Annotated in this window: 21 protein-coding genes and 1 pseudogene; 8 read left to right on the top strand and 14 right to left on the bottom strand. The window is 49.0% G+C overall.

Annotated elements, in window-relative coordinates; all coding sequences use genetic code 11:
- Nucleotide 1: 1 nt before the first annotated feature.
- From Mcas_RS06035 to Mcas_RS06005, 9 genes and pseudogenes are all read right to left on the bottom strand, one after another.
- On the bottom strand, nucleotides 2-1,762 hold the full coding sequence (locus Mcas_RS06035) for a BACON domain-containing protein (protein WP_081853649.1): 1,761 nt from the start codon (nucleotides 1,760-1,762) through the stop codon (nucleotides 2-4).
- A gap of 45 nt (nucleotides 1,763-1,807) precedes the next feature.
- Nucleotides 1,808-2,803: an Lcl C-terminal domain-containing protein gene (locus tag Mcas_RS06030; protein WP_040334602.1), complete on the bottom strand. Its 996-nt coding sequence runs from the start codon at nucleotides 2,801-2,803 to the stop codon at nucleotides 1,808-1,810.
- Nucleotides 2,804-2,872: 69 nt separating this feature from the next.
- Nucleotides 2,873-4,558: an FG-GAP-like repeat-containing protein gene (locus tag Mcas_RS18785; RefSeq protein WP_235203282.1), complete on the bottom strand. Its 1,686-nt coding sequence runs from the start codon at nucleotides 4,556-4,558 to the stop codon at nucleotides 2,873-2,875.
- A gap of 87 nt (nucleotides 4,559-4,645) precedes the next feature.
- Nucleotides 4,646-5,629: pseudogene (locus Mcas_RS19160) on the bottom strand (Lcl C-terminal domain-containing protein); the annotation flags it as partial.
- 972 nt (nucleotides 5,630-6,601) lie between these two features.
- Nucleotides 6,602-6,937 carry a BrnA antitoxin family protein gene (locus tag Mcas_RS06020; protein WP_040334601.1) on the bottom strand — a complete coding sequence of 112 codons (336 nt, stop codon included), beginning with the start codon at nucleotides 6,935-6,937 and terminating at the stop codon, nucleotides 6,602-6,604.
- Nucleotides 6,900-7,169 (bottom strand): BrnT family toxin, encoded by a 270-nt coding sequence (locus tag Mcas_RS17455; protein WP_200873644.1) that lies wholly within the window; start codon nucleotides 7,167-7,169, stop codon nucleotides 6,900-6,902. Before Mcas_RS17455 ends, Mcas_RS06020 begins: the two co-directional genes overlap by 38 nt.
- A 699-nt stretch (nucleotides 7,170-7,868) precedes the next feature.
- A complete protein-coding gene (locus Mcas_RS06015; protein ID WP_040334600.1) occupies nucleotides 7,869-8,282 on the bottom strand; it encodes a HEPN domain-containing protein in 414 nt (137 codons plus the stop codon).
- Nucleotides 8,269-8,598: a nucleotidyltransferase domain-containing protein gene (locus Mcas_RS06010; protein ID WP_040334599.1), complete on the bottom strand. Its 330-nt coding sequence runs from the start codon at nucleotides 8,596-8,598 to the stop codon at nucleotides 8,269-8,271. The genes Mcas_RS06015 and Mcas_RS06010 overlap by 14 nt, the downstream gene beginning before the upstream one ends.
- A gap of 189 nt (nucleotides 8,599-8,787) precedes the next feature.
- Entirely contained in the window at nucleotides 8,788-10,725 is a 1,938-nt protein-coding gene (locus tag Mcas_RS06005) for a TonB-dependent receptor (protein ID WP_156033190.1), read from the bottom strand.
- Between the two features lie 370 nt (nucleotides 10,726-11,095).
- Here Mcas_RS06005 and gpmI point away from each other — a divergent pair, with 370 nt between their 5' ends.
- The 4 genes from gpmI to Mcas_RS05980 all read left to right on the top strand — a co-directional run bounded on the left by gpmI (nucleotide 11,096) and on the right by Mcas_RS05980 (nucleotide 15,999).
- Nucleotides 11,096-12,721: a 2,3-bisphosphoglycerate-independent phosphoglycerate mutase gene (gene gpmI, locus Mcas_RS05995; protein WP_040334596.1), complete on the top strand. Its 1,626-nt coding sequence runs from the start codon at nucleotides 11,096-11,098 to the stop codon at nucleotides 12,719-12,721.
- A gap of 11 nt (nucleotides 12,722-12,732) precedes the next feature.
- Nucleotides 12,733-13,827, top strand: a complete 1,095-nt coding sequence (locus Mcas_RS05990; protein ID WP_040334595.1) for an oxidoreductase — start codon at nucleotides 12,733-12,735, stop codon at nucleotides 13,825-13,827.
- Nucleotides 13,828-14,278: 451 nt separating this feature from the next.
- Complete coding sequence (rpe, locus tag Mcas_RS05985; RefSeq protein WP_040334594.1) at nucleotides 14,279-14,926, top strand: ribulose-phosphate 3-epimerase; 648 nt, start codon at nucleotides 14,279-14,281, stop codon at nucleotides 14,924-14,926.
- A gap of 8 nt (nucleotides 14,927-14,934) precedes the next feature.
- Nucleotides 14,935-15,999, top strand: coding sequence for a tetratricopeptide repeat protein (locus Mcas_RS05980; protein ID WP_040334593.1), 1,065 nt, complete (start codon nucleotides 14,935-14,937; stop codon nucleotides 15,997-15,999).
- Between the two features lie 42 nt (nucleotides 16,000-16,041).
- Here Mcas_RS05980 and Mcas_RS05975 read toward each other — a convergent pair whose 3' ends face one another.
- Genes Mcas_RS05975 through Mcas_RS05955 form a run of 5 tightly spaced genes read right to left on the bottom strand, consistent with a single transcriptional unit; the run spans nucleotide 16,042 to nucleotide 19,960 of the window.
- Entirely contained in the window at nucleotides 16,042-16,644 is a 603-nt protein-coding gene (locus Mcas_RS05975) for an MlaC/ttg2D family ABC transporter substrate-binding protein (protein ID WP_040334592.1), read from the bottom strand.
- Nucleotides 16,645-16,658: 14 nt separating this feature from the next.
- Nucleotides 16,659-17,108, bottom strand: a complete 450-nt coding sequence (mlaD, locus tag Mcas_RS05970; protein ID WP_040334591.1) for an outer membrane lipid asymmetry maintenance protein MlaD — start codon at nucleotides 17,106-17,108, stop codon at nucleotides 16,659-16,661.
- A 31-nt stretch (nucleotides 17,109-17,139) separates the two neighbouring features.
- Nucleotides 17,140-18,219 carry a c-type cytochrome biogenesis protein CcsB gene (ccsB, locus tag Mcas_RS05965; protein ID WP_052566919.1) on the bottom strand — a complete coding sequence of 360 codons (1,080 nt, stop codon included), beginning with the start codon at nucleotides 18,217-18,219 and terminating at the stop codon, nucleotides 17,140-17,142.
- The gene (gene resB, locus Mcas_RS05960; protein WP_040334590.1) at nucleotides 18,220-19,665 is read right to left on the bottom strand and encodes a cytochrome c biogenesis protein ResB; all 1,446 of its coding nucleotides are present in this window, start codon (nucleotides 19,663-19,665) and stop codon (nucleotides 18,220-18,222) included.
- Nucleotides 19,666-19,687: 22 nt separating this feature from the next.
- Nucleotides 19,688-19,960 carry a hypothetical protein gene (locus Mcas_RS05955; protein ID WP_200873643.1) on the bottom strand — a complete coding sequence of 91 codons (273 nt, stop codon included), beginning with the start codon at nucleotides 19,958-19,960 and terminating at the stop codon, nucleotides 19,688-19,690.
- Between the two features lie 327 nt (nucleotides 19,961-20,287).
- Between Mcas_RS05955 and Mcas_RS05950 the strand changes: the two genes are divergently transcribed.
- The 4 genes from Mcas_RS05950 to Mcas_RS05935 all read left to right on the top strand — a co-directional run bounded on the left by Mcas_RS05950 (nucleotide 20,288) and on the right by Mcas_RS05935 (nucleotide 25,503).
- Complete coding sequence (locus Mcas_RS05950; RefSeq protein ID WP_200873646.1) at nucleotides 20,288-21,247, top strand: PstS family phosphate ABC transporter substrate-binding protein; 960 nt, start codon at nucleotides 20,288-20,290, stop codon at nucleotides 21,245-21,247.
- A 31-nt stretch (nucleotides 21,248-21,278) separates the two neighbouring features.
- Complete coding sequence (locus Mcas_RS05945; protein WP_040334589.1) at nucleotides 21,279-23,501, top strand: ABC transporter permease subunit; 2,223 nt, start codon at nucleotides 21,279-21,281, stop codon at nucleotides 23,499-23,501.
- Between the two features lie 100 nt (nucleotides 23,502-23,601).
- Nucleotides 23,602-24,969 (top strand): TRAFs-binding domain-containing protein, encoded by a 1,368-nt coding sequence (locus Mcas_RS05940; RefSeq protein WP_040334588.1) that lies wholly within the window; start codon nucleotides 23,602-23,604, stop codon nucleotides 24,967-24,969.
- Between the two features lie 69 nt (nucleotides 24,970-25,038).
- Nucleotides 25,039-25,503, top strand: coding sequence for a dTDP-4-dehydrorhamnose 3,5-epimerase family protein (locus Mcas_RS05935; protein ID WP_200873642.1), 465 nt, complete (start codon nucleotides 25,039-25,041; stop codon nucleotides 25,501-25,503).
- Nucleotides 25,504-25,533: the final 30 nt, after the last annotated feature.

The following is a 25,533-nucleotide window of genomic DNA, read 5'->3' as shown; positions in this document are numbered from 1 at the left end:
CTTACCGTTCCAGTTGAGGACGCCTGTAAGGGGTTACTGTACCATCGCCTGTGCCTGTCTTTGTAACGGTGAGAAGAAATCCACCGCTCGTTTTTTTGTTGAACGTTACGGCGATCGTCTTGGACGCCGTCATGACAACCGTGCACACGTTTGATGCCACGGTATCACACCCGGACCAGGTAACAAAGTCTGAACTCATGTCGCCCCGTGCCGTGAGGGATACAGAGGTATTGAGGTCATATTCGACGATACCAGTGTTGCCATTAAACTTGATTAGACCAGCCGAGTCCGACACAGAGCCATCTCCTGTTCCCTGCTTGATAATGGTTAGGGATTTCTTTGTTGCCGACTGCCCATCCTGTGTAACCGTGAAGGTTTGCCCCGATGCCGATATGGTGCCAATCCGCACGCCGGCATTTGAGTTTGCCGACACGGAATACGCAATCGTGCCGTTGCCGCTACCAGAGCTTCCGGAGTTGATTGTAAGCCAACTGCTGTCGTTGCTAATTGCCGTCCATGTACAGCCAGGGTTAGCCGTTACGCTTACGCTATCACTGCCACCAGTAGAGGGAAAGTTCTTACTCGTTGGGGTGAGCGTATAAGTACAGGATAAGGCCTCCTGTAATATGCTAAACGTCTGCCCTGCTATAGTCATTGTACCATTGCGAGAGCTGGTACTTGTGTTTGCCGCCACGGTGTAATTCACCGTCCCGCTGCCGGAGCTGGAGCTGCCGGAGTTAATAGTTATCCAGGAGGCGTTGCTTGATGCGCTCCATGTACAACCAAGGTTTGCTGTTACGCTTACGCTATCACTGCCACCGCTGTAGGGGAAAACTTTACTCGCTGAGTTAAGTGTATAACTACAGTTTATGCCGTCCTGTGTAACACTAAAGGTCTGCCCTGCTATAGTCATTGTACCGGTACGTGAACTTGTTGTTGTGTTTGCCGCCACGGTGTAATTCACCGTCCCGTTGCCGGAACCGGAGCTGCCGGAGGTGATCGTTATCCAGGGGGCGTTGCTTGATGCGCTCCATGTGCAGCCGGTGTTGGCCGTAACGCTCACGCTACCACTGCCAACTGTTGCGGTGAAATTCATGCTGCCTGGACTTATTGTCTTGGTTGAGCAGTTCGGTGCAGCAGCATCCTGTGTAACGGTAAAGGTCTGCCCTGCTATAGTCATCGTGCCATTGCGAGAGCTGGTACTTGTGTTTGCCGCCACGGTATAATTCACCGTCCCGTTGCCGTTGCCGGAGCTGCCGGAGGTGATCGTTATCCAGGAGGCGTTGCTTGATGCGTTCCATGTGCAGCCGGTGTTGGCCGTAACGTTCACGCTACCACTGCCAACTGTTGCGGTGAAATTCATGCTGCCTGGACTTATTGCCGTGGTTGAGCAGTTCGGTGCAGCAGCATCCTGTGTAATGCTAAAGGTCTGCCCTGCTATAGTCATTGTACCGGTACGTGAACTTGTTGTTGTGTTTGCCGCCACGGTATAATTCACCGTCCCGTTGCCGGAGCCGGAGCTGCCGGAGGTAATAGTTATCCAGGATGCATTGCTTGATGCGTTCCATGTGCATCCGGTGTTGGCTGTAACGCTTACGCTACCACTGCCACCTGTTGCGGTGAAATTCATGCTGCCTGGACTTATTGTCATGGTTGAGCAGCTCGGTGTTGGCGTTGGCGTTGGAGCTTGTCCAGAGCGCACCGGCCACACATGGGTGCCACCGCTGGACTTACCGCCGGCGAGGATACGGCCATTGAGCATGTCGATTACCCACGTGTAGGACGAATCTAAAGCATAGGATGTAGACTACCAGTACCAGTCAGACTGCATATTAGTAAAAGGTTGGCCGGATGGGAGCGCTGGGCTATACATGCCATAATCAGACAGGCTATGAAGCTCTTTCCTGTTTGGCAACCGCCAGTCGGTATAGCCATACGTACCGGCTCCGTTGTTCATTGATGCAGCGTAGTCCAGGGCCTCCTGCCATGTCTTGTAAGTGCCGGGGAGGTTGGCGTTCTTGGTCCACATCAGCCCCGTAAGGTTGTCGGTCACGGTCTGGTTACCGTTGTCAGTAAACCGTGGGTTTGGCCAGGCAATACCCTTTTGTAACGCACCGTCATCGCCAGTGGCGTAGGTGATAGTCTGGCCGGTAGACCAAATGGCCGCATTGCCAAATGTCCCAGATTGTCCAGAACGCACTGGCCACACGTAGTGGCCGCTGGACTTAACGTGGGCGGGGACGTTGCCATCGACCATGTTGACGAACCACGCCTCGGACGTACTGCCAGCAGAGGACGTAGACGACCAGTAGTCGTTAGTCTGCACATTGGCAAACCCCTGCGAAATAAGCCACGTCGTTGGATTTGCCTGACCTGCGTTGACAAGGCTCTCCAACTCGTTGACGTTCGGCAGCCGCCAGTCGGTATAGCCATACGTACCGGCGCTGTTCATCGATGCGACATAGTCCAGGGCCTCCTGCCATGTCTTGGTAGTACCGGGGAGGTTGGCATCTTTCGTCCACATCAGCCCCGTGAGGTTATCGGTGACCGTCTGGTTGCCGTTGTCCGTAAACCGTGGACTTGGCCAGGCCACACCAGCCCTGATCGCCCCGTCGTCGCCTGTGGCGTAGCTGGATGTCTGCCCCGTCTGCGACAGACTCACCGTACCGGCGTAGGCGGCTCCGGCAAGGTGCATGCCTCCGATTATAGTGATTAGCGCCAGGGTAAGCAATACCTTCACGCCCGGCGATATGTGAAACAGAGGATACCTCTTCTCCTTTCGGTTGCTATCTCTCTTAAACATAAATTTCCTCCAAAAGCATTGAGGGAGGGCAAAGCCCTCCCTCCTCTTATTCTCTCTCCTAATTCTGCGTTATTTCGGTTGCCAATCGGTGCCAAGCCCGAAGGCCACGTACCCACCATCTGTTATGTTCTTGCCATCCATGACGTACATGTAGACGTCACCGTTTGTGGTCTCCTGCCAGAGGATATCAGCCTTGCCATCACCGTTGTAATCCCCGGCGACCTTGATCTGCCAGTTACGAGGCACACCCCTCTGGATGAAGTCGCCACTGCTTATGCTCATCCCGTTCATGAGCCAGATAACAACGTCTCCGGTATTGGTATTCTGCCAGATGATGTCGGCCTTACCATCGCCATCAAAGTCGTTAACCGCCTTGATCTGCCACTCATTTGGGACGGCCCTGACAACATAATTGCCAGTTGACATGCTCAGAGAGTCCATCAACCACATCGCCACATCACCAGTTGTGGTGTTCTGCCACAGAACATCGCTCTTGCCATCGCCATTGAAGTCGGCCACGGCCTTAACTACCCACTCGGACATCATCCCCCTGATCAGGTAACCTCCACCACTTATTGTTGTTGCATCCAAGAACCAGACGTATATATCACCTGAGTTAGTGTTGCGCCACATGATATCGGTATTACCATCGCCATTAAAGTCGCCAAGCGTTGTTACTTCCCACTCGCCAGGCATACCACGCACGGCAAAGCCGCCCGTCGTGATTGTGGTACCATTGACAATCCATATGTAGACATCACCTGCATTATTTTGCCACATGACGTCGGACTTGCCGTCACCATTAAAATCGCCTATTGCCTTGACGTTCCAATCCGCTGTTATACCTTTGGCGATAAAATTACCGCCTGTTATCTTTGTACCGTCCATCAACCAGATGTAGACATCGCCGGTTTTGGTGTTACGCCATAGAATATCGCTATGGCCATCACCGTTAAAGTCATGTTCGACCTTTTTACCGGAACCACCATCGAACTCGATGCTAATACTCTTGTCAGTGGTCATCTTGACCATACACTGGTTGCTACCGATGTTTAGATCGCAGCCCGTCCAGGCCTTTATGGTTGAACCAAGCGCCGGTGCCGCCGTAAGCGTTACTGATGTGTCCTTGTCATAGGATGCCGTACCGGTCTTACCGTTCCAGGTAATGCCCCCATTGGTTGCTGTAACTGTACCATCGCCTGTGCCCTGCTTTGTCACCGTAAGCATTAGCTGGCCCGATTGTTGCCCTCCCTGTGTAACGGTAAATGTCTGTCCAGCGATTGTCATTGTACCTGTACGGGAGGTTGTGCTCGTGTTGGCCGCAACGGTGTAATTTACCGTGCCGTTACCGCTGCCGGAGAGGCCGTAGGTGAGCGTTATCCAGGAGGCGTTGCTTGATGCGTTCCATGTGCAGCCTGTGTTGGCCGTCACGCTCACGCTACCACTGCCACCTGTTGCGGTGAAGTTATTGCTGCTTGGACCTATTGCCGTGGTTGAGCAGTTCGGTGTTGGCGTTGGGGTTATCATTGGGGTCGGCGTTGGGGTCGGGGATGTTTGGCCATCCTGCGTAATTACAGCCTCAATATTCTTAAAGACTATTTTCCCCGTCCGGGAACTTGTTGTTGTGTTTGGTTCTACGGTATAACTAAACACGCTTTTTACGGCAGACTCGTAATTATCATTTAGCTTTATCCAACTTTTGTTGGCGTAGGCCATCCACGCGCAACCCATATTATCGGATGTTTCCACAGTCATGTCATAACTACCACCTGATGCAGGGATCTGCCCCATGTAAGTTATACGTTTAATACTACAATCGCCTGATACTGAGCGAACCGGCCATACAGTATGCACACCTCCTGTTAGTGTAGATGCTTTTAATGCTTCAGAACTTGATGTGCCATAACCTACATTGCCCGTAAATGCCCTGGATGTATCAGAACCTACTGTAGTAGACGTCCAATATGCATACGATCCCACATTGATAAATGGATGCCCTGCCATAAGCGCAGGCTCATACACAGATTGGTCATATAGGCTCATAAGCTCTTTTCTGTTAGGTAACCTCCAATCATCATGGCCAAGATAGTTCACACTGTTTAAACAATCAATGTATTTAAGTGCCCCATACCAATCTCTACTAGTAGAATCATAATTACAGCTACCAATAGCCGGTGTACCTGCATCTTTTGCCCAAATGAGGCCTATCAAGTTGTCTGTAACCGTTGAATCACTGTTTTCTACAAATCGTGGACTCGGCCAAGGCTCACCTATCTGCAATTCACCATCGTCACCGGCAGCATAAGACGTCTTTAGGCCGGTTTTCCATAAAGTAGTTATACTATCCATTCCATTTCTTACCGGCAATACGTAAACACCAACACCGTTGTAGCTATCACTGGTTTTATAGTAAGCGCGGCTATCTCCGTCTATCATGCTGATGTAACGAGCACGGCCCGTAAGAAATGCATATGTAGTTGACGACCAATAGAAGGACGACATGACGTTGGTAAATCCTTGACTCATAAGCCATGAACTAGGACTTTGTGCACCAGGATTAACTAAACTCTCCAGTTCGCTGATGTTTGGTAAACGCCAGTCGTTGTAGCCAAGGTAATTGGCAGAATTTAAGCAAGATACGTATTTTAATGCATCTGCCCAATTCTTATAGCCTCCTACACACGAACCATACGTTGGTGTGCTCGCATCTCGTGGCCAGTCTTTCCCCGTTAAATTGTCATGCACAATGCTTTGATTGCTGTTTGCGTAATCAAAACGGTTGCTCGACCAATTCGACTGTACCCAATCCGTACCGAGCTGAAACATTCCATCGTCATAAGGGTAATAGGATGTTGTCTGTCCAGTTTTAGGTAGGGGAATAACATAGGCAGAAACCAACCCTTTTAAACACACGACACTAATCGTTACGAGCAAAGCCAGTGTAAACAGTAACCTATAGGCTTTGTGATTCCAACTCACAGACCCACTACGGTTGTTACATTGTTGAAACATAAATTCCTCCTTGTTAGTTTTTCGTTATAACACCGTCACTTATGTCTTTGTTTTACTACACAACATGGTAAAATCATACCCTTAACAGCAAATGTTAACCTTCATTCTTGCCCTCCTTTTTCGTCTAATGCTGATTTATAACGGATGTTCTGCGCAAAAAAAGGCTTACTTCCTTTAAATATAAGGTTTTATAAAAGAAAATGTGTAAACACGTAGACACTAAAACTTGATTTTATTAGTGAGGCATGGTATAATACATTTCATGATAACTTATTAATATAGCAAAGAATTTTAAAATGTAGACACTATCAATTTTGAATAATCGTTTAGTGTCAAGGGGTTACACGATTTTTTACAGTCAAAACCCAGAACATCCGTTATAACAGTCTGTGAAATCACAGATTCATCTAAGCAATACGATACGTTCTTCTTTTCCTTTTCCTGAAAAAATCTTTCATCTTTCAGGTAAGATAACATACGGTAATCACAAATCAATCACAAAAGAGAAAAGGGTTCTCGTTCACACTATGTGGGGGGGGTAGGCTTTCCTTTGCACAGAGGCGGAGGTTAATATCATGGGAGAGTTGTTAAAGCGGTACGGTAAAACGCATGTGCGGGTTAGCATTTCAAGGTGTTAAGGAACGCCGCTAATGCTTAATAGGAGCGTTTAAGACGACAGGCTTTGGTTTTACAGGCCAAAGCCGCTACGGTCAACGGGCAGACAATCCGTTGACCGTTTGACCACCACAACACCGCAACATCCACCTTTGACACTCTCCACAGTGTTTATGTTTTTTGTTCGTTTTGAGTTTTCGATGTCACAAAAGCACGTAACACGCTGTTCATGTAGGTTTGATACCCTTTGCCTTTGCTGCGGAACCAGTCAAGTACATCGGCGTCTACACGAATGTTGATGTGTTTCTTGCGTGGAGGCAACCCTATAAAGGCTTGTGTCCAATCTAACGGCTCGTGCACATCGTCTTCATCGGCAGCAATGCTGGCCTCCAGCTCCTCCTCAGTCATAGCGTCAACCTTATCCCAATCGGTACGACTCTCGCCACGTTCGCACATGGCCGCAAGTTCTTCAGCCGTGTAGCGCACAATATTTTCTTTTTTCTTCATCTCTTGCCCTCCTCATTGTGATAATACGAATGGCGTCATCACGCCGCATCCACACCACAGCAACAAGTCTGCCGTTTATTTCCCCTACGCTGACCCACCTCTCCTCTGTAACTCTTGGCGATGGAACGGTATATAAATGTCTCCCGTCAAAGAGAGACCGTGCATCGAAAAAATCCAGGTTCCGCTCTTTAAGAACGGCAAGCCGTTTTGGTTCAAACCATTCAAATATCATGTTTCATTATAACCACAATTTGTGAATACAGTCAAGACAAAACGCATCACACAATTTTTTCACACCTTCCAAGACTATCGGCGGGACGTACAGGAGATATCCGAACTGCCCGCAGCCGAAGTTCAGGAGCTTGTTGCAAAGGGCGCCACCTCTTTAGAAGTTATACGATAACGAGGTAAAGAGCGACCGTCCATTTGCCGGATAGGCTATCGGCGAGGGCACATAGAGGCCACCGGTTGCCTCTCCGTATAATGTATCTGGTAGGATGTACCTACAACCCCTGTTCAAGCCGGGGGCAAGCCCCTGTTGCTACCATAGGTCTCTGCGGATACCTGCCAACGAGGGAAAAAAGAAATGGCAAGAACGTACACCAGCTATGGCAGCTGGCTTAACAGATCATCAATGGGATATGTCAGAGCTGTTGAGATATAAGATACCCCTACCGATATGGGTTGATCCACCTCGACGAGGACGACCACCAAAGCATATACAAAAACAAACTATGGCGGTAGCTGCATGACCACGGTTGTTTGTGGCACTACCTAATTATTTATCTCTATTAAAAATTAACCTAAAAAAGATGTAAAACTCAAGCCTATTGTCTTAACATCTCCTCCATCTCTCTTAAAATATCTCCAGTACCTTTCCAATTAAAAATTTTTCTTACTGTTCTTTTGGGTCGGTTAAAAATTTATCACCTTATTGTTTTATCTTTTCTAAAACAAATCCTTTAATTTTTAATGCCTCCTTGAAGGCTAACTCGGCTTCTTCAAATGAAAAATCTGGATAATCACTGGGATAGCGTGTTTCTACATAAAACTTACTAATCATGTCTAATTCTTGCTCATACTTTTGTATTTCAGGCTTAATCTTCAAAACAAGGGTTGCCAATTCCAAAAGGTCATGCGTTTTAGGAAAACGACTCTTATGAAAAACCAAAAATCCTTTTAGATATTTTTCGGTCATCTGTTGAGCATGAAAGCCAATTTGGTTTGGCGGGCCGTCCTCTTTCAAAGCATAATTAGCCATCCATTCGTCTTCTTGTGCTTTTTTGAACCATTCTAAATAGTTTTGTTCAGCTTTACTTGATTGTTTTTTGTTACTGTCTGGCATATAGTATTTTACCTTTAGTCATAATATCTTCTATGAAAAAATCACCCATTTCTAGTCTTTTGACAATGCGCTGCGGTTCATAAACCAGTAAATCAATAGGGAATGGGCGAGGAAAAATTGACAAGTTAATTTGAGAAGTTACTTTTCTTCTATCCTCCGTTTCTTTAAGTTCCTTAATCACCAGTAAATCCACATCACTATCCTCTGTTGGCTTCCCCCACGCATAAGACCCAAACAAAATAATCTTTTCTGGTTGGAACTCCACCACCAATTTTTCAGTAACCGTTTTTAATTTGTCTTCAAAATCTTTAGTCATATCAATATAACTATATATTTTAACATTTTTATGTAGTCAACAAGAACACCATTGGTTTCTTCTTGACACCTTCTTTCTCTATCCTACAATATTTTCAGTACCTTTTCAACTATATGCTTTCCGTTATTTCATCTATCCGCCCTCTATCTATAACCGCCAATTGAGCTTGTTGCAAAGGGCGCCACCTCTTTAGAAGTTATACGATAACGAGGTAAAGAGCGACCGTCCATTTGCCGGATAGGCTATCGGCGAGGGCACATAGAGGCCACCGGTTGCCTCTCCGTATTCGGCATAGGTCTTGTTGAATATATTGTTTGCAGATAGTGTAAGCGTCATATTCTTGTACGTATAGACGTACTTCATGTCCATCACGGCATAGTCTGCAAGTCTATACAGGTTTGCGCTGTCTACGTATTTGTCCCCGGAGTATCTCACCGTAAGGCTAACGTTACCATAGGTTGGCCTTGACCAACCAAGCGTGTTGCCGATCAGGTGATGGGGGACGTTTGGTACTCGTTTGCCCGCGTAAGAGACCCCGTTGGTCTCGAATTCAACAAACCTGGCATCCATATATGTATAGTTCAGACGGATGTAGAAGTCCAGCGGGAGATTGAACTTGACGCCGGATTCAAACCCCCTGGACCTGGCCTCTGCAGCGTTTTTGGCCTGAAGTGCGCCCGTGCCTACGATCTTATCTTTGCTCAAGACGTAAAAACCTGCCAAGTTATAATTAATACGGTCAAACAACGTGCCCCTGAGTCCTAACTCGTAACTGTCTTCTTTCTCCGGTCTGAGGTCCTGCGTGATATAAAAAGATTTTCTCGATGATATTATTGGTCTGATACCGTGCGTGTAATTACCAAAGGCATTGATGGCAGTTGATAGCGCATATGCAAAGCCAACCTTTGGGCTCAGTGCATCGTCTCTCCTGCTGAAGTCATTGTCTGTAAGAACCTTGTCTTTATGTCGTAGGAGCATGGAGTCGTATCGCATCCCCGTATTTAGCATCAAGCGTTGAGCGGGTTCGACCTCAAACTGGAAGTAAGCGCTTGAGATTTCCTCCTCAATTTTGTGACCGTAATATATAGGCACGATATCCTTCCAGGAATCATCTGGCCTTGCGGTACCATTTTCTCTGCTTTTTCTGTACTCTACGCCAGCCAGTATTGTGGTGTCAAAACCAAAGATGGAAGTAACCAGCCGATAGCTACCCTCTGTGTTCCAGGTGTAGAGGTCACGGATGTCTAAATAAAAGCCGTAATCATTATAAGTGATATCATGGTCTCTATAGGACCCCTTAAGTGTCACTTCCGATGTGTCAGTTAAACGCCACCGCACCCTTGTCCCCGTGTTGATGTAGCGCATTGTACCATCGTGAATCTTTTGGAGGCTACTGCGTGGACTATCCTCATACTGGTCAATTGGCAGACCGCCCGGGGATTCAAAGTCTACCTTGTTAAAGGTCAAAAACGTGTCGATCTTAACGGTATCGCTGGTGTATCCAATCCGTGGGGTCACAAAATTATTCCTGGTGGTGCTGTTTTCCCTATAACCGTCAGATGTAAAGTAGGTGTAATTCAGACCGTAGCTAATACCATTATTAAGCCTCCCCCTTACGTGGAAAGAGGGATTTGATGTCTTAAAACTCCCATATAGCAAAGAAGCACTGCCCTCAAGCACTTTCTTAGGCTCCCTTGTGACTATGTTTATTACACCACCTACACCATAGGGCCCATACAGCGCAGTCAATGGTGTCTTAACCACCTCTATCCTCTCTATGTTATCGGTAGGTATGTTGGATAGGTCTATAAAGTTTGTTGGCATGTTTATCTCAAAACCATCAACCATGAAGAGTATTTCCCTGTTTGTAGGCTCCATTCCCCTAAATCCAACGCTAAACATTGTATTCATAAGGCTGAAACTACCTATATACAGCCCGGGGATATCTCTCAACATATCCGATATTCCAACAGACCTGGATATATCTTCGGATGTGATTACCTCTACGTTTGTAGGGATCAGGTTTTGCTCTCTTTCGGTCTTTGTAGCACTTACCACGATCTCATCAAACTTAAAGGCATTCGGTTCGTCTGCCTCCTGGGCAAACACCCCTGACGGGAGAGCCATACCAAATAGCACAATCACACTGAAAATAATACATAACTTATTTTTATCCACAACACGTCCTTTCACATGAATCAATACATCATGGTCTAACTATTTGCCATCGGTTTTAGCATAGAATCTATTTTAACATGTTCAATCGTGTATAGTCAAGCACAATTTGTCTGATTGTCACAGCAAAATAGGGTAGTCCTGCAGGCCGTGCCCCCTTGCGAGGGGGGCTGAGGGGGAGCAGAGCTTCCCCTTTTTCTTCCTCGTATTCTTTTTTGTCTTTTTGTCTTGCTTTATAGTTCAGGTTCGTCATAATATATATGATGCTGATTTAACCGGAGCATTGTTTACAATGAATTTTAAGACAGGAGGAATACGATAAATGGAACGACTCAAGGGTATTGACGGATTTAATGGCCGCAAGGGGCCACTGCTGCTGATCATAATGGACGGGGTGGGGCTTGGCAGGGATGACGACAGCAACGCCGTACACCTGGCCAAGACGCCAACGCTGCACAAGCTGTTCAAGAGCGAGTTTTTTGTCCCCATTGCGGCGCACGGTGAGGCGGTAGGACTGCCCTCGGATGAGGACATGGGCAATAGCGAGGTGGGGCACAACGCCCTTGGTGCGGGCAGAGTCTTTGCCCAGGGCGCCAAGCGGGTCAACGAGGACTTTGCCACTGGGGCGGTCTTTGGTGGGGCGCTCTGGAACAAGATCGTCCAACGTGCCAATAACGGCGGGGCAGTGCATTTTATCGGGTTGCTGTCGGATGCCAACGTCCACTCAAACATAAACCACCTCTACCAGATGATCGAAAGGCTGGCCGAATCGGGGGTAAAGAAGGTCAGGGTTCACCCGCTCCTGGACGGCAGGGATGTTGGCCCACGCACCGCCATGACCTACGTTGAACCCACGGAGGCGCTCCTGAAAAAAGTCCGCGACGAAAAAGGCTTCGACTACGTGATTGCCTCCGGCGGGGGTAGGATGAACGTCACGATGGACAGGTACTGCGCCGACTGGAACATAGTCAAGCGCGGGTGGGACGCCCACGTCCACGGCATCGGCAGACAGTTCAGGTCGTGCAGCGAGGCCGTTAATACCTTCTACCAGGAGGGCGTGGATGACCAATACATGGGCGCCTTTGTAATCGTGGATGAGGGCGGCAATCCCGTTGGAAAGATGCAGGATGGTGACTGCGCAGTCCTGTGCAATTTCAGGGGCGACAGGGCCATTGAGCTTTCGCAGGCATTTGATGCCGGCAGCGACTTTAAGCACTTCGACAGGGGCAATGTCCCGGATGTCCTGTACGCCGGCATGATGGAGTATGACTCCGAGGCCAAGGTGCCAAAGAACTACATCGTCCAACCCCCGCTTATCCAGCAAACCATCGCAGAGTACCTGGCACTTGAAAATATAGGGATGTTTGCCATTTCGGAGACGCAAAAGTATGGCCACGTGACCTACTTCTGGAACGGCAACAAGTCCGGATACATCAACGCTGACCTTGAGACCTACGCAGAGATACCCTCTGACAGAATACCCTTTGACCAGGCGCCAAAGATGAAGGCATACGAAATCACCGAAAAGACCATCGAACTCCTGAAGTCGGGGAAGTTCAAGTGGGGACGTCTCAACTTCGCAAACGGAGACATGGTCGGTCACACCGGCGTCATGGAGGCGGCCATCACGGCAGTTGAGACCGTGGACGAGTGCGTTGCCAAGCTCCTGAGCGTTGTTGAGGGACTTGGGGGGATCGTCATCGTAACGGCAGACCACGGTAACTCCGATGAGATGTTTGAGGTCAAAAAAGGCAAAAAGACACCAAAAACCTCACACACGCTAAACAAGGTACCCTTTGTGATCGCTGACTTTGGCTTTAAGTCGGAGTATCGTCTGTCCGGGATCAGCAATCCCGGCCTGAGCAACGTGGCAGCCACGATCTGTAACCTCCTGGGATTTGAGAAGCCGCCACAGTATGATGCCTCACTTATCAGCTTTACCAAATAAAGGAGCGACCTATGTTGTTTGACACATTCTTTATAAGAGACCTTAAGCTGAAAAACCGCCTGGTTCGCTCGGCCACCTACGAAAAGCGGGCAGATGAACGGGGGTTTGTCACAGATGCGCTTATTGAGTTTTATGAGACGCTTGCCTGGGGTGGAGTCGGCCTGATAATCACGGGCAACGCCATTGTGCATCCATCGGGGTTTTCCGTTGAGCGGGCGGTGTGCATCTACGACGACGCCTATGTACCGGGCCTAAGGCGTCTGGTTCATGCCATACACAGGTTTGACGGCAAGGTCGTTATGCAGATAACCCACGGCGGACGGCAGTGTTATCCCGATATGCTTGGCGGCAATCCCCCGATAGCACCCTCTGCCGTCTATGAACCTATCTTGAACGTAACCCCGCGTGCCATGACGGAGGATGAGATATGGGAGGTGATCGGGGCATTTGGCAGTGCAGCAAAGAGGGTGCAGGCATCGGGGTTTGACGGCGTGCAGATACATGCGGCACACGGCTACCTGATCAGCGAGTTCCTCTCCTCCCACACAAACAGACGGGAGGACGATTGGGGTGGTGACGAAGAGCGGCGTTTTCGCTTCCTCCAGGAGGTGGTCAAGGCCATCAGGGCAAATGTCGATGCCGATTACCCCGTCATGATAAAGATGAACTCCTCCGACTTTCTAAAAGACGGAGGGTTGAACCCGCAGGAGAGCCTCTCAATTGCTAAGAAGTTGCAAGGGTTGGGTATTGACGCCATTGAGGTAAGTGGCGGGATGTTTGAGTCAGACGTCAGGCTCAGGGCTGCCCGTGGGGATATTCTAAGGCCTGAGGATGAGGCCTACTTCAAGGAGATGGCTGCCATGTTTAAGAAGGAGCTGGACATACCCGTCATCCTGGTTGGCGGAATGCGCAGCAGGGCCGTGTGTGAAGAACTCTTGGCGAGTGGTTGTGCGGACCTGATATCGCTGTCCAGGCCGCTGATACGTGAGCCGGACCTGCCTGACAAACTCCGCGATGGCAAGGAAAAGGCCGACTGCATCTCCTGTAACGGTTGCATGAGGTTCAAGAAGCTTGACATGGTCAGGTGCATCCAGATAGAAGACTAACAAGAAAAAAAAGAAGGAATCGTTGTATCCTAATTTATATTTCATGGTAACTATACTTTTACGCTTCCTGGATGCCTGGTCAAGCCAGGAATGACACACTTGGAAAACGACTGTGACTGTCATTCCTGCGAAAGCAGGAATCCATGCCTTTTAAGCGTGAAATAAAAGTTACCGTGCTTTTTTAAGAGGATACCTGGAAAACAAGATTGACAAGTGGCATAAAAAGAGTTATAATAATTAATGTAAATGGAAGCAAATCTTTATAAGGTAGCGCTCCAGTCCGGCGTGGTTACATCGCTTAAGCACAGCAACAATGCCATACAGCGAAAATATAAAAGTGCCTTAAATGCCGGCCACCACGGTTGATTGGGTGCTACCCCCATAGAGATAGTAATTATTTAATCAAATATATATCTGCTGTAGAATAAAAAAAGAAAGGAGCACAAATACGATGGTTTTGATAGCACCTTCCATACTTTCAGCGAACTTATTGCAGTTGAGAGCTGATATACTGGCAAGCATGGAGGCCGGCGCCAATATGTTCCACATTGATGTTATGGATGGTAGTTTTGTACCAAACATAACGGTTGGTCCGTTCGTTGTGCAGCAAATAAGGAGGGCAACGGTTCTCCCCCTTGACGTACACCTGATGATAGAGTCTCCGGATAGATATCTGATGGACTTCATCAGGGCTGGTTCCGACACCATCACTGTCCACTTTGAGGCAGACAGACACTTGCACAGAAACGTAACCTTACTAAAAGAGGCGGGTTGCAAGGCCGGTGTTGCCATAAACCCCGCCACACCCATTGAATCCCTGACGGAAATACTGCCGTATCTCAATGTGGTGCTCTTGATGTCGGTCAATCCCGGGTTTGACGGACAGGAGTTTATTCCTCGGTCTGTTGAAAAGATCAGGCGGCTCAAAAAACTTATTAACCAAATGGAGTTAAAGACCCTCATAGAAGTAGATGGCGGGGTGGGGCCTAAAAATGCCGCAGAGATCATACAGGCCGGAGCCGATATCCTGGTTATGGGGTCGGCATTTTATAAGTCAAAGGATTACAAAGAAACCATTCGTGCCGTAAGGTCTGCTTAGGCGAAACAATGGGTACGGCCTCTGATTTAAAGTCCCTGGCTGATGAGCAACGCCTAAAGGGTAATTACAAGGCCGCCATTAAGTACTATCGTCAGGCCATAGATATCTCCACCAGGAGGGAGACTGCCAAAACAGGAGTCTCCAGGATAGGGCAACAGGCAGATATATCGCATGAGGCAGGTGGGCCAGGCAAGGCAGGTGGGCCAGACAAGGCAGGTGGGCCAGGCAAACATTTGCGTCAGATAGTGGATGCCCAGGTGGGTCTAGCCCTTGCACGCAGGGCACTGGGGCAGTGGAAGGAGGCCCTCACCGCCCTGCAACAGGCAAGACAACACTACTGCGACACCAACGACAGGGCCGGGATTGCCTTCAGTCTCTGGGCCGAGGCCGGTACGTTGCGGGTCAAGGGCGATATCCCCGGTTGTATTGAGCTGTTTAAGCAGGCGATGGAGCAGTTTACGAAGCTGGGTGATGAATCGGGCGTAGGGTACTCTCTGTGCGGTTTGGGCGGGGCGCACAGGATCGAAGGTTCATACCAGACCTCGTTTGACTGCTACAGCAGGGCAAACACCCTGTTCTCCTCCTTGGATGACCGTTTTGGTACTGCATATTCCTTTTGTGGTGTGGGCAATGCCCTCAGAATGAAGAGCGAACTCAAAGAGGCAAAGGACTACCTGCACAGGGCGCTGACCCTCTATGGCAAGATTGGTGACATTGTCAGTTCGGCCTACACGCTGTTAAGCCTCGGTTTGTTGTATACGACAACAGGGAAGTATGAAATGGCTGAGAGCTTTTTTGATAAGGCACAACAACGCTTTAAGACCACCTCTGATGCGCGTGGGAGCATTTATGCACTCCTTGGTAAGTGCCAGTTAGGCCATTTGACCAATACCGGCGCAGACAATGCAGTGCTTCTGGACAGGGCATTACAGTATGCCAATCAATATGACTTTGCGGTTGAAAGGTGTCATTGCATAAAGCTAGGTGCGGTACTGAAGGGTATCACGACTGATTGCCATGAGCAACTGAGGATTGCCAATGTGGGTGAGGCATTACCCCTGAACATCCCCTGAGAGAGACAATGGAGCAGGTACCCCACCAGCATCTGTCATAAGCTATTCGTTTTTCTTCTCTTTAAGCATCTTGGTCAGGGCATCATACCCCTTGGTGTTTATGATACTCTGAAACTGAGACCTGTAGTTGTTTACAAGGCTGACGCCCTCTATTACAACATCGTAGACCTTCCAGCCCTTATCGTCACTTACGGACTTCAGACGGTAATCTATAGGTATCTTGGCTTTCTGAGTTATGACCTCAGTTTTAACGGTGCTAAATCCATCATCCGTCTTTTCCTCTATAACGTTGACTTGCTCGTCACTGTACTTTTCGATCTTGCTTATGTAGGCGCCCTCCAGGAGGTTCTTAAACAAGGAGGTGAACTCCTTTTTTTCCGCTTCCGTTCTCTTTTGCCAGTGTAAGGCGAGCGTCCTCTGTGACATTTCGATGAAATCGAACCTTTCCTCCATGACCTCTTGTATCTTTATGCGACGTTGTTGCTGTTTATCGGGTCCTTTTAATGATGGGTCTTTCAGCACTGTCAGGACATTGTTCACTACACCCGTAATTAACTCCTTAGGTTGTTGTGTGGTCTCACCCCTTAGGGGTATAGCAATCAAGGCACACACGACAAAAAAACCGGCTAACCTATAACCTTTCATTCTTACCTCCGTTATTATTTGACCTCTCCAAAGGCATACTTGGATATCAGCTCCTCGATATCTATTGCGGACTCTGTCTCTCTGAGCTTGCCACCATCACTGAGTAGCGTGGGAGAGCCTCCGGGAGATATCTGTAAGTATCTCTCACCCAGCAATCCCTTTGTTTTTATTGAGGCGATGGCATCCTCCTGTATTTTGACGGCGGGCTTGATAAACATGGTTACACGGGCCTGGTAGGTGTCTTTATTAAGGGAAACATCCTTGACCTTGCCGATCTCCACGCCGGCAATTTCGATGGGGGCGCCTTTTTTTAGTCCGCCCGTCTTGTTGAATTCGGCGATCACCACGTAGCCCTTTTCGCTTAGAATATTGAGGTTACCCATACTTACAGAAAGATACGCAAGGGATAGAAACCCCAGCACAAGGAAAACACCTACCGCTATTTCTATATCAAACCTTTTCATGTTACCTGCAACTGCCGCGTATTATAGCACATCACATCAAGTCTCCGTAGCTGTGCAGCCCCGACAGCAAGATATTTACACCAAGGTATGTAAATATCACCGTAATAAAGCCAACGACAGAGACAACGGCAACCTTTCTGCCGCGCCATCCCCTGAGATACCTGGCATGGAGGTAGAATGCGTAGACAAACCACGTAATAAGCGACCAGGTTTCCTTTGGGTCCCAACTCCAGTACGTACCCCAGGCCTGGTCTGCCCAAACGGCTCCGCAGATCAATCCCCCCAGGGTAAATATGGGGAATCCTACGGCTATTACCTTGTAGTTGAGCTCATCGAGGAAGTCCACGGGGACGTTAAAGCCGGCAATGGTTCTCTTAAGGATGCTGCCATAGCGCCAGGTGAGGAAAACGATGCCAATGGCCGCAAGATAGCTAAAAATAGCGATACCGGGTGACGAGTTCCGAAAAGTAGACCTGAACAGTGAGTTTTTAATGAACCCCTCGGCGCTTTCGCCAACCACTTTGTAGTTCACGTAGTCCAGGAGCATGGCAGATACCACTATGAAGAAGATGCTGCCGGAGACACTCCAAAAAATGTAGGCAGGTTCGCTGCGTTTATCCGTCTTTACGATCAAGTACATCAGGGCGGCGGCAAAGGACAGGCCAAATGCGGCATATGCGATAAAGCTCATCGTCACATGGGCCAGTAGCCAGTTGCTCTGAAGCGCCGGCACGAGGGGTTCTATACTCTTGGACATGCCGGTCAGATCGACAAAGCCCAGCGCCAAGGCCGCTAACGGCGTAACAAACGCCCCCAGCGAACGCTTCTTGTACTTGAACTCCACGATGAGATAACCGAGCATCAGACACCAGACGAAAAACACCAGTGACTCATAAAGATTTGTCAACGGTGGTCTCCCTATGCCTATGTTGTAGGACTCCACCCACCTGCTGATAAAGGCTACCGTTTGAGCCAAAAAACTGATTATTGTTACGGTGGTTGCCACCTTGCCAAGGTACTCCCCCTTAAAGACAAAGTAGGCGATATATAACATCATGGCCACAAAGTAGCCTATCTCTGCTATGCCAAAAAAGACCGAGCTGTTTCCCATTTACCCTCCTTTTTTATCGGCAGTCACCTGATCCCTCAAGGTGCCAAATGCCTTGTCTATGTTTGTATCAAAGGCGCCTTTGTTTTTATGTGCAGAGGCGGCTATTTTTATCTCAACATTGCCCTTGTTGTTAAGCAGCAGCACCCATATCCTCTTGTGACTCAGGAAGAAGGCAAAGTACAACCCCAGCGTCATACAGATGCAGCCAAGATACACTATCCAGACGCCGGGGTCTTTTCTGACCTGGATGCCCGTGTACTGATAGCCCCAGTTGTCGATCAGCTCCAACTTGCTACCATCGGGAATGTCCCACGACTTGGGATAGCGTTTAAATATCCAGCCTCCGTACTTGTCGTTACCTTTCTCCCTGAACAACACGTACACGGCAGGGTTGTTTAACATTTCGGTATAGGTGTATGGTTTTTCGTCCTTGTTAAAGCCTAGTGCTGGTGAAAATGCCATTATCCTGGCTTCAAGGTCAGACTCCGGGAGTTTAAAGCTATCTCCAACGTACTTGGATATCACTTCCGATTTGCCGTTTTTGGATGTCATCCTGAAAATCAGCACACCGTTTTCCTCTCCGAGTGCGCCATAGCTGGCCTGATAAAACGTATATCCCTTGTAAGACAACGGGCGGTTTACCTCGATAGAGGTCTTGAGCACCTCCTTACCGCTTTCCATGACGGTCAACCAGCTCAGATATGTCTTTGGGGTATCGGTGTCACCGTAGAATTGCAGGGAGAAGTCGTCGCATCTTATCGAAAAGCCCAGATGATGTTTTTCGCCCTTTCTTGAGATAGTCTCGTCGGTGGTCTGTCCCTCGTCGATCTTCATAAAGCCATGGAAACCAAATTGTATACCGATCACCGCCCCTGCAAGTATGACGATTATGCTCAGGTGGATGACATACACGGCGTAGCGTGCATGTTGCCACTTCTGGGCGTAATACTGTATGCCCCTGTCAGAGGTAACTTCGGTGGGATTAAAGCCGAGTTGTTTCAAGGCAGCTTGCACCTTTACGCTGACATCGGTCAGTGTCCCCTTGGCCGTAAAATCTTTATTTATACCGTGATGCCCAAACCCGTCCTCCTTCAGTGGTTCAATTGGTTTGGAGACCATTCTGCGGATACCGGGCAGTCTGTCAAAGGAGCATACAACGAGGTTTACGGCAAGCAACGCCAGGAGCAGTGAAAACCACCATGAACTGTACATATCCATAAAGCCCAACGACTCACTTATCCGATAAGCTGTGGGGGCCAGGGCATCGCCAAGGAGTTTTTTAAAGAGTCGGACGTTTTTTTCGGGTTCTGCGTTCTGCTCTATCACCGTGCCCAGGATTGAAAGCAAACCTATCAGTGCGATCAACGCTACGGCAAGCCGTACCGAAGAGAAAAACCTCCATATGGCGTTAACCACCGACGTCTTGTCCTTTGCCCTATCTGTCACCTTTTACAATCCTCCCTGATTATCATATAGTCTTGTCAGCACCTCTTATCTTACCACCTATGAGTTGACCGAGAACAGAAGCTGCAAGCGAAATGGGCAGATATCTGATATTGAGGTGCATTACGTACCTCATCGCAATAACAAACGGTATCGGGAGGTGGATGTATAAAAACCACTTAAGCGAACGCTTTGGTTGCCCTGCCCTGAGATACCCAAACGGAAGGTTGAGTACCATAGCAAAGACAAACAGCAAGGCTATCGGCCAGACGTTGTTGTTAAATGTCATCGTAAACATACCAGATAACTCTACCAGAAAGGCAACGGAATTGTAAACAGTGAGTTAGGTGGCAGCCCCTTTTTTTTATGCCGGGTGTTGATTATCATAATCAGTATGTCATACTGTTAAAGAAATTGATAAAATGATGTTAAAGGATTAAACTCAGCAGGGGAATCAGCATTTTTTCAGAGCCTGAAAAAAAATTGTCATTGCCGGTGGACAAATGTTATTCTAAATGGTACGTTATTAAAAATATTAAGGAGGACTCAATTTATGCGACACAGACAGAATAACAGCACGGATATGGCAGGTATGAGTGGCAGGAGGCTTGCCGGCGTCCTTGGAATGATGGCATTGCTGTTGCTGTTTTTATCCACAGTGCTTGTGCAAAGGGCCTTGGCTGCAGAGGGGGTTGACGCACAACTGCTGCCATACAAGAAGGTAAGCGGGGTATCGGGCAGCATCAACAGCGTTGGCTCCGATACAATGAACAACCTCATGACGCTGTGGTGCGAGGGGTTTTCCAAGCACTATCCCAACGTCAAGTGTCAGATAGAGGGCAAGGGGTCAAGCACCGCACCGCCGGCACTGATTGCCGCAACCGCCCAGCTCGGTCCGATGTCAAGGGCTATGAAAAGCTCCGAAAGCGACGGATTTGAAGAAAAATTCGGCTATAAACCAACACAGATCAAAAGCGCACTTGACTCCCTGGCCATTTATGTCCACAAGGACAACACAATCGCAGGGCTGACAATAGACCAGGCCGACGCCATATTTTCCAAGACCAAAAAATGCGGCGCCACACAGGACATAAAAACATGGGGACAACTGGCCATGACCGGCGACTGGACCAACCGTCCCATCAGCATATACGGACGCAACAGCGCATCTGGCACGTATGCCTTTTTCAAGGAACATGCCATGTGCAAAGGCGATTTTAAGGACGAAGTCAAGGAACAACCAGGCTCCGCATCCGTCGTCCAGGGGATAACCGAAGACCGATATGCCATCGGCTACAGTGGCATAGGCTACAAGACCTCCGGCGTGCGTACCCTACCGCTAGCTTCTAAGAAGGGTGAACCTTACAAGGAGCCAAGTTACGCAAACGTCATCGACGGCTCATATCCACTTGCAAGGTTCCTGTACATCTACGTAAACAAACCACCCAAAAAGCCACTTGACCCACTCATCAGCGAATTCATAAAGTACATACTCAGCGCCGAGGGACAGAAGGTCGTCGTAAAGGACGGCTATGACCCCTTGCCGGAGAAGATAGTCAGGACGCAGTTAAAGGAACTCGAGTAATCATGCCGGAGTCAATGCCGTGTGAGAGGTTATGCAAAGAGACCCCGGCGCTCGTCTAACCAGGCGCGACCTCGTTGACAAGACTGCCACCGCCGTTATAACCCTTGGGGGGGTGGCAGTTATATTTAGCATTATCGCCATCATGTTTTTTATCATGTACGAAGTCTATCCGTTGTGGAAGTCCCCAAAATCGGCGTTAACCGCCAGGATCGACCACACGTCCAAGCATGTGCTTGCCACGGGCGTTGAGGAATACAGGGAGGTGGCATATGTCATAACGGCCAAGGCTTCCGTGGACTTCATATCCCTCAAAGGGGGCAATGTTATCAAAAGTATGCCGCTTGATAAGTTGGCGGGCAAGGAAATAGTTTCAGTGACGTCGTTGCAGGGCAACGAGCACTACAGCATTGGTACGGCCGATGGCTATGTTGTACCGGTGAGGGTCAGTGTGTTGTCGTCTTTTGACGCTCACGGCAAGCGGGTCCTTGAGCCAACCGTCACGGAGGGAGAGCCGGAGCTGATTGCCTCCGCTCCAATAAATCAGGCCGTTGCCGTAACATCGGAGGAGGATGCCGGTACGATTGCCGCAATCACAGCCACGGGACAGGTGTTGATAACGATACACAAGCAAAAACGCTCTCTCCTGGACGAAGGCACCACGGAGACCTTTAAGCACGACCTCACCGCAGACCTCAAGGGTGACGTCCCCACGGCCATTATCATTGACCAGCGTCTTGAAAACGTTTACGTTGGCACCAGGAGCGGTATGCTCTACAACTGGGACATCAGGGATGCCGCCGCACCGGTGCCCATGCTGGTTGAACCTGCCAATGATGCGTCTGCGATCACGGCTTTGGGGTTTTTGGTTGGGCAGAGGTCGCTAATTGTGGGGCGTAGCTCCGGCAGTGTATCCGTGTGGTTTCACGTAAGCAACAATAAGGCCGATGGACAAAAGCAACTAACCAACGTTCACGCCTTTGAATCGCACAAGGCAGCCGTTGTCATGCTGGTGCCGACAAAGCGCAACAGGAGTTTTTTGAGTGTTGACGCCACCGGCAATGTCATCCTGCACCACAGCCCTACAACCAGGACGCTGTTGCGTCTTAATGTCGACAACGTGCCCTTGAGCGCCATTGCCTACGCCCCGCGTGGTGACGGCGTGGTTGCCGTCAATCAACGGACCGCCATGTACGGTTGGGACATCGACGTCGCACATCCGGAGGTGACGATCGGGACGTTGTTTGGCAAGGTCTGGTATGAGGGCTACGACCGCCCTGAGTACTCGTGGCAGTCCTCAGGGTCGGGGGACGAATTCGAGGCCAAGCTGAGTCTCATGCCATTGATCTTTGGCACGCTCAAGGGGACGCTCTATGCCATGTTGTTTGCCGTGCCGATAGCCATCGGTGGGGCCATATGCGTATCGCAGTTTATGCACCACAGTTTGCGTGCCGTTATAAAGCCCGTCATTGAGATCATGGCAGCCATGCCCAGTGTCGTGATAGGTTTTGTGGCCGGTCTGTGGATGGCACCACTTGTAGAGAGGCTTGTGCCAACGATCTTTCTTTTACCGGTACAGGTGGTGGTGATGGCGTTTTTGACGTTGCTTCTGTGGCGTCTGATGCCCCGTTCCTATCGGGCAAAGTTCAGGCGAGGGACGGAGTTTCTGATACTGTTGCCGGTGTTTGTCTTGGGATTACCGGTATTTTTGTGGCTTAATGAGGTGATCCAGGGGTTGTTTGTGCAGGTTGACTTTCGGTTGTGGTTGCACAGTGCGTTGGGGTTGACCTACGACCAGCGCAACTCCCTGATCGTCGGATACGCCATGAGTTTTGCCGTCATCCCGATAATATTCACGATAGCCGAGGATGCTATGTCCAACGTCCCCCAGAACCTGGTATCGGCCTCTCTGGCGTTGGGCGCCAACAGGTGGCAGACCGTGGTAAAGGTGGTGTTGCCGGCGGCCGCAGCGGGCATCTTCTCTGCCGTGATGATAGGCCTCTCCAGGGCCGTCGGTGAGACGATGATCGTCCTGATGGCAACGGGAAACACCCCCATTATGGATTGGAGCATTTTTAACGGCTTCCGGGCGATGTCTGCAAACCTCGCCGTCGAAATGCCAGAAGCCCCACAAGGAGGAACCCTCTATCGAACGCTGTTTCTGTCGGCGCTGTTGCTGTTCTTATTCACATTCGTCCTAAATACCGCCGCCGAAATCATACGCATGAAAATCAAACGGAAGCTCAGGCAGTTGTAGTTGAGGTAAATTCCAGGAATGCAAAGCCGTTGTTCGATATGGTAAGGATATATGTTTTTGGTGTAATTTGGTGTAATAAAGATAATATGGAGGTTACGCAATGAATCATCCGCTGTGTTTTGTCCTGATGCCGTTTGGCAAGAAACGCAAGAATCCAACTGACACATACAGTTTAATCGATTTTGATACATCAGGCAGATTAATCGACTTTGATGCCGTCTACAACGATATGATATCTGCGGCGATCAAGGATGCCGGTATGGAGCCGCTTCGTGCTGATGAGGAGAAAGTTGGTGGCATTATTCATAAGGCAATGTATGAGCGTTTAATTCTCTGTGAGTATGCAGTAGCTGACCTTACAACAGCCAATGCCAATGTTTTTTATGAGTTGGGAGTGAGACATGCCGTGCGTCCCTGGAGTACGGTACTGATATACGCCGAGGCTGGTGGTCAGCTACCTTTTGATGTTGCACCGCTTAGGGCGATACCGTATAAACTTAGTAATAAAGGAATACTGGTTAATGCAGAAGGCACAAAAACCGAAATAACCAAACGTCTTGTTGCAGCAAAAAATCCACAAACAGATAGCCCAATATATCAGCTTGTACAAGGTTATCCTGACGTTGACCACACAAAGACGGACGTTTGCAGGGAAAAACTGGTAATTTACTCTACGGGTATGAAAAAACGTCTTACTATTGCTAAAGAGCAGGGCGTAGATGCACTGCGTCGTATAGAAGAGGAACTTTTTCCGATACAAGAAGCGGAGTCCGGGGTTGTGATAGACCTGTTTCTTTCATATCGCGGGGTTAAGGCTTGGGATGCAATGATAGGTCTTTTTGACAATATGTTTCCGGCACTTGCCGCAACGGTAATGGTCAGGGAGCAGCACGCTCTTGCATTAAATCGTGTCGGCAGATGGCAGGAGGCTGAAAATAAACTGCTTGAATTGATAGACGAACGTGGTCCAAGCAGTGAGACCTATGGAATATTGGGGCGTGTCTACAAGGATCGTTGGGAGGAATTGTTAAAATCCGGAGATGGTGGGTTTGCTAATGAGTATCTTGACAAGGCAATTAATGCCTATGTTAAGGGTTTTGAGGCCGACTGGCGTGATACCTACCCGGGGATCAATGCCATCACTTTGATGGAACTCAAGACCCCACCAGACCCGGAACGTAACAAGCTAATACCTGTTGTCACGTATTCGGCACAGAGACGTCTGGCGGGGGGGAAACCGGATTATTGGGACTATGCAACCATTCTTGAACTACAGGTCTTGGCAAAGGATGAGGAGCAGGCAACAAAAACTCTCTACAAGGCCCTGGCAGTGGTGCGGGAGAAGTTTGAGCCTGAGACGACTCAACGAAATCTCCGCCTCATAAGAGAGGCAAGACATAAGCGTGGTGAGGTACTGTTGTGGGATGAGAAGATTGAAGAGGAGCTATCGAAAAGAGCCGGCAGATAACGGTGTCTGAGAATTATTGGGCACCTTGACAATGGCTATGTGGCAATGATACAATCAGGATATATGCAAGTGCAGTTTAAGACGGGAGAAATAGACGGGGTAATAGTAAGAGAGCTTCGGTACTTCCAGGACAAGCGAGGTTGGCTTGCGGAGTTGTTCAGGGAGGACGAGTTGCCGGAGGGGTTTAACCCGCAGATGGCTTATGTCTCAATGACGCAACCGGGTCAGGTGAGAGGGCCTCATGGGCACGTTGAGCAGACGGATTACTTTTGCTTCTTAGGCGACTTTGTACTGTACCTGTGGGATGGCAGACCTGCCGGCAGGACGTATGGAAACAGGTTGGTTATCAGGGATGCACGCAACAAGATCGTTATAGTTCCTCCAGGTGTGGTACATGCCTACAAGAACGTCTCCGGTGAACCGGGGCTTGTGATAAATCTGCCCGACAGACTCTATGCCGGTTGGCAGAGGGCCAGGGAGGTAGATGAGATCAGACACGAAGACGTACCCGATTCTCCTTATGTCATTGATTAAGCACCTGGAACGGGATAACTGAGTATTAGC

The sequence above is a fragment of the Candidatus Magnetobacterium casense genome (assembly GCF_000714715.1).
Classification (GTDB): Bacteria; Nitrospirota; Thermodesulfovibrionia; order Thermodesulfovibrionales; family Magnetobacteriaceae; genus Magnetobacterium; species Magnetobacterium casense.
The sequence above is the reverse complement of the archived record's forward strand: the minus strand, read 5'-3'. Positions and strand labels throughout refer to the sequence as shown.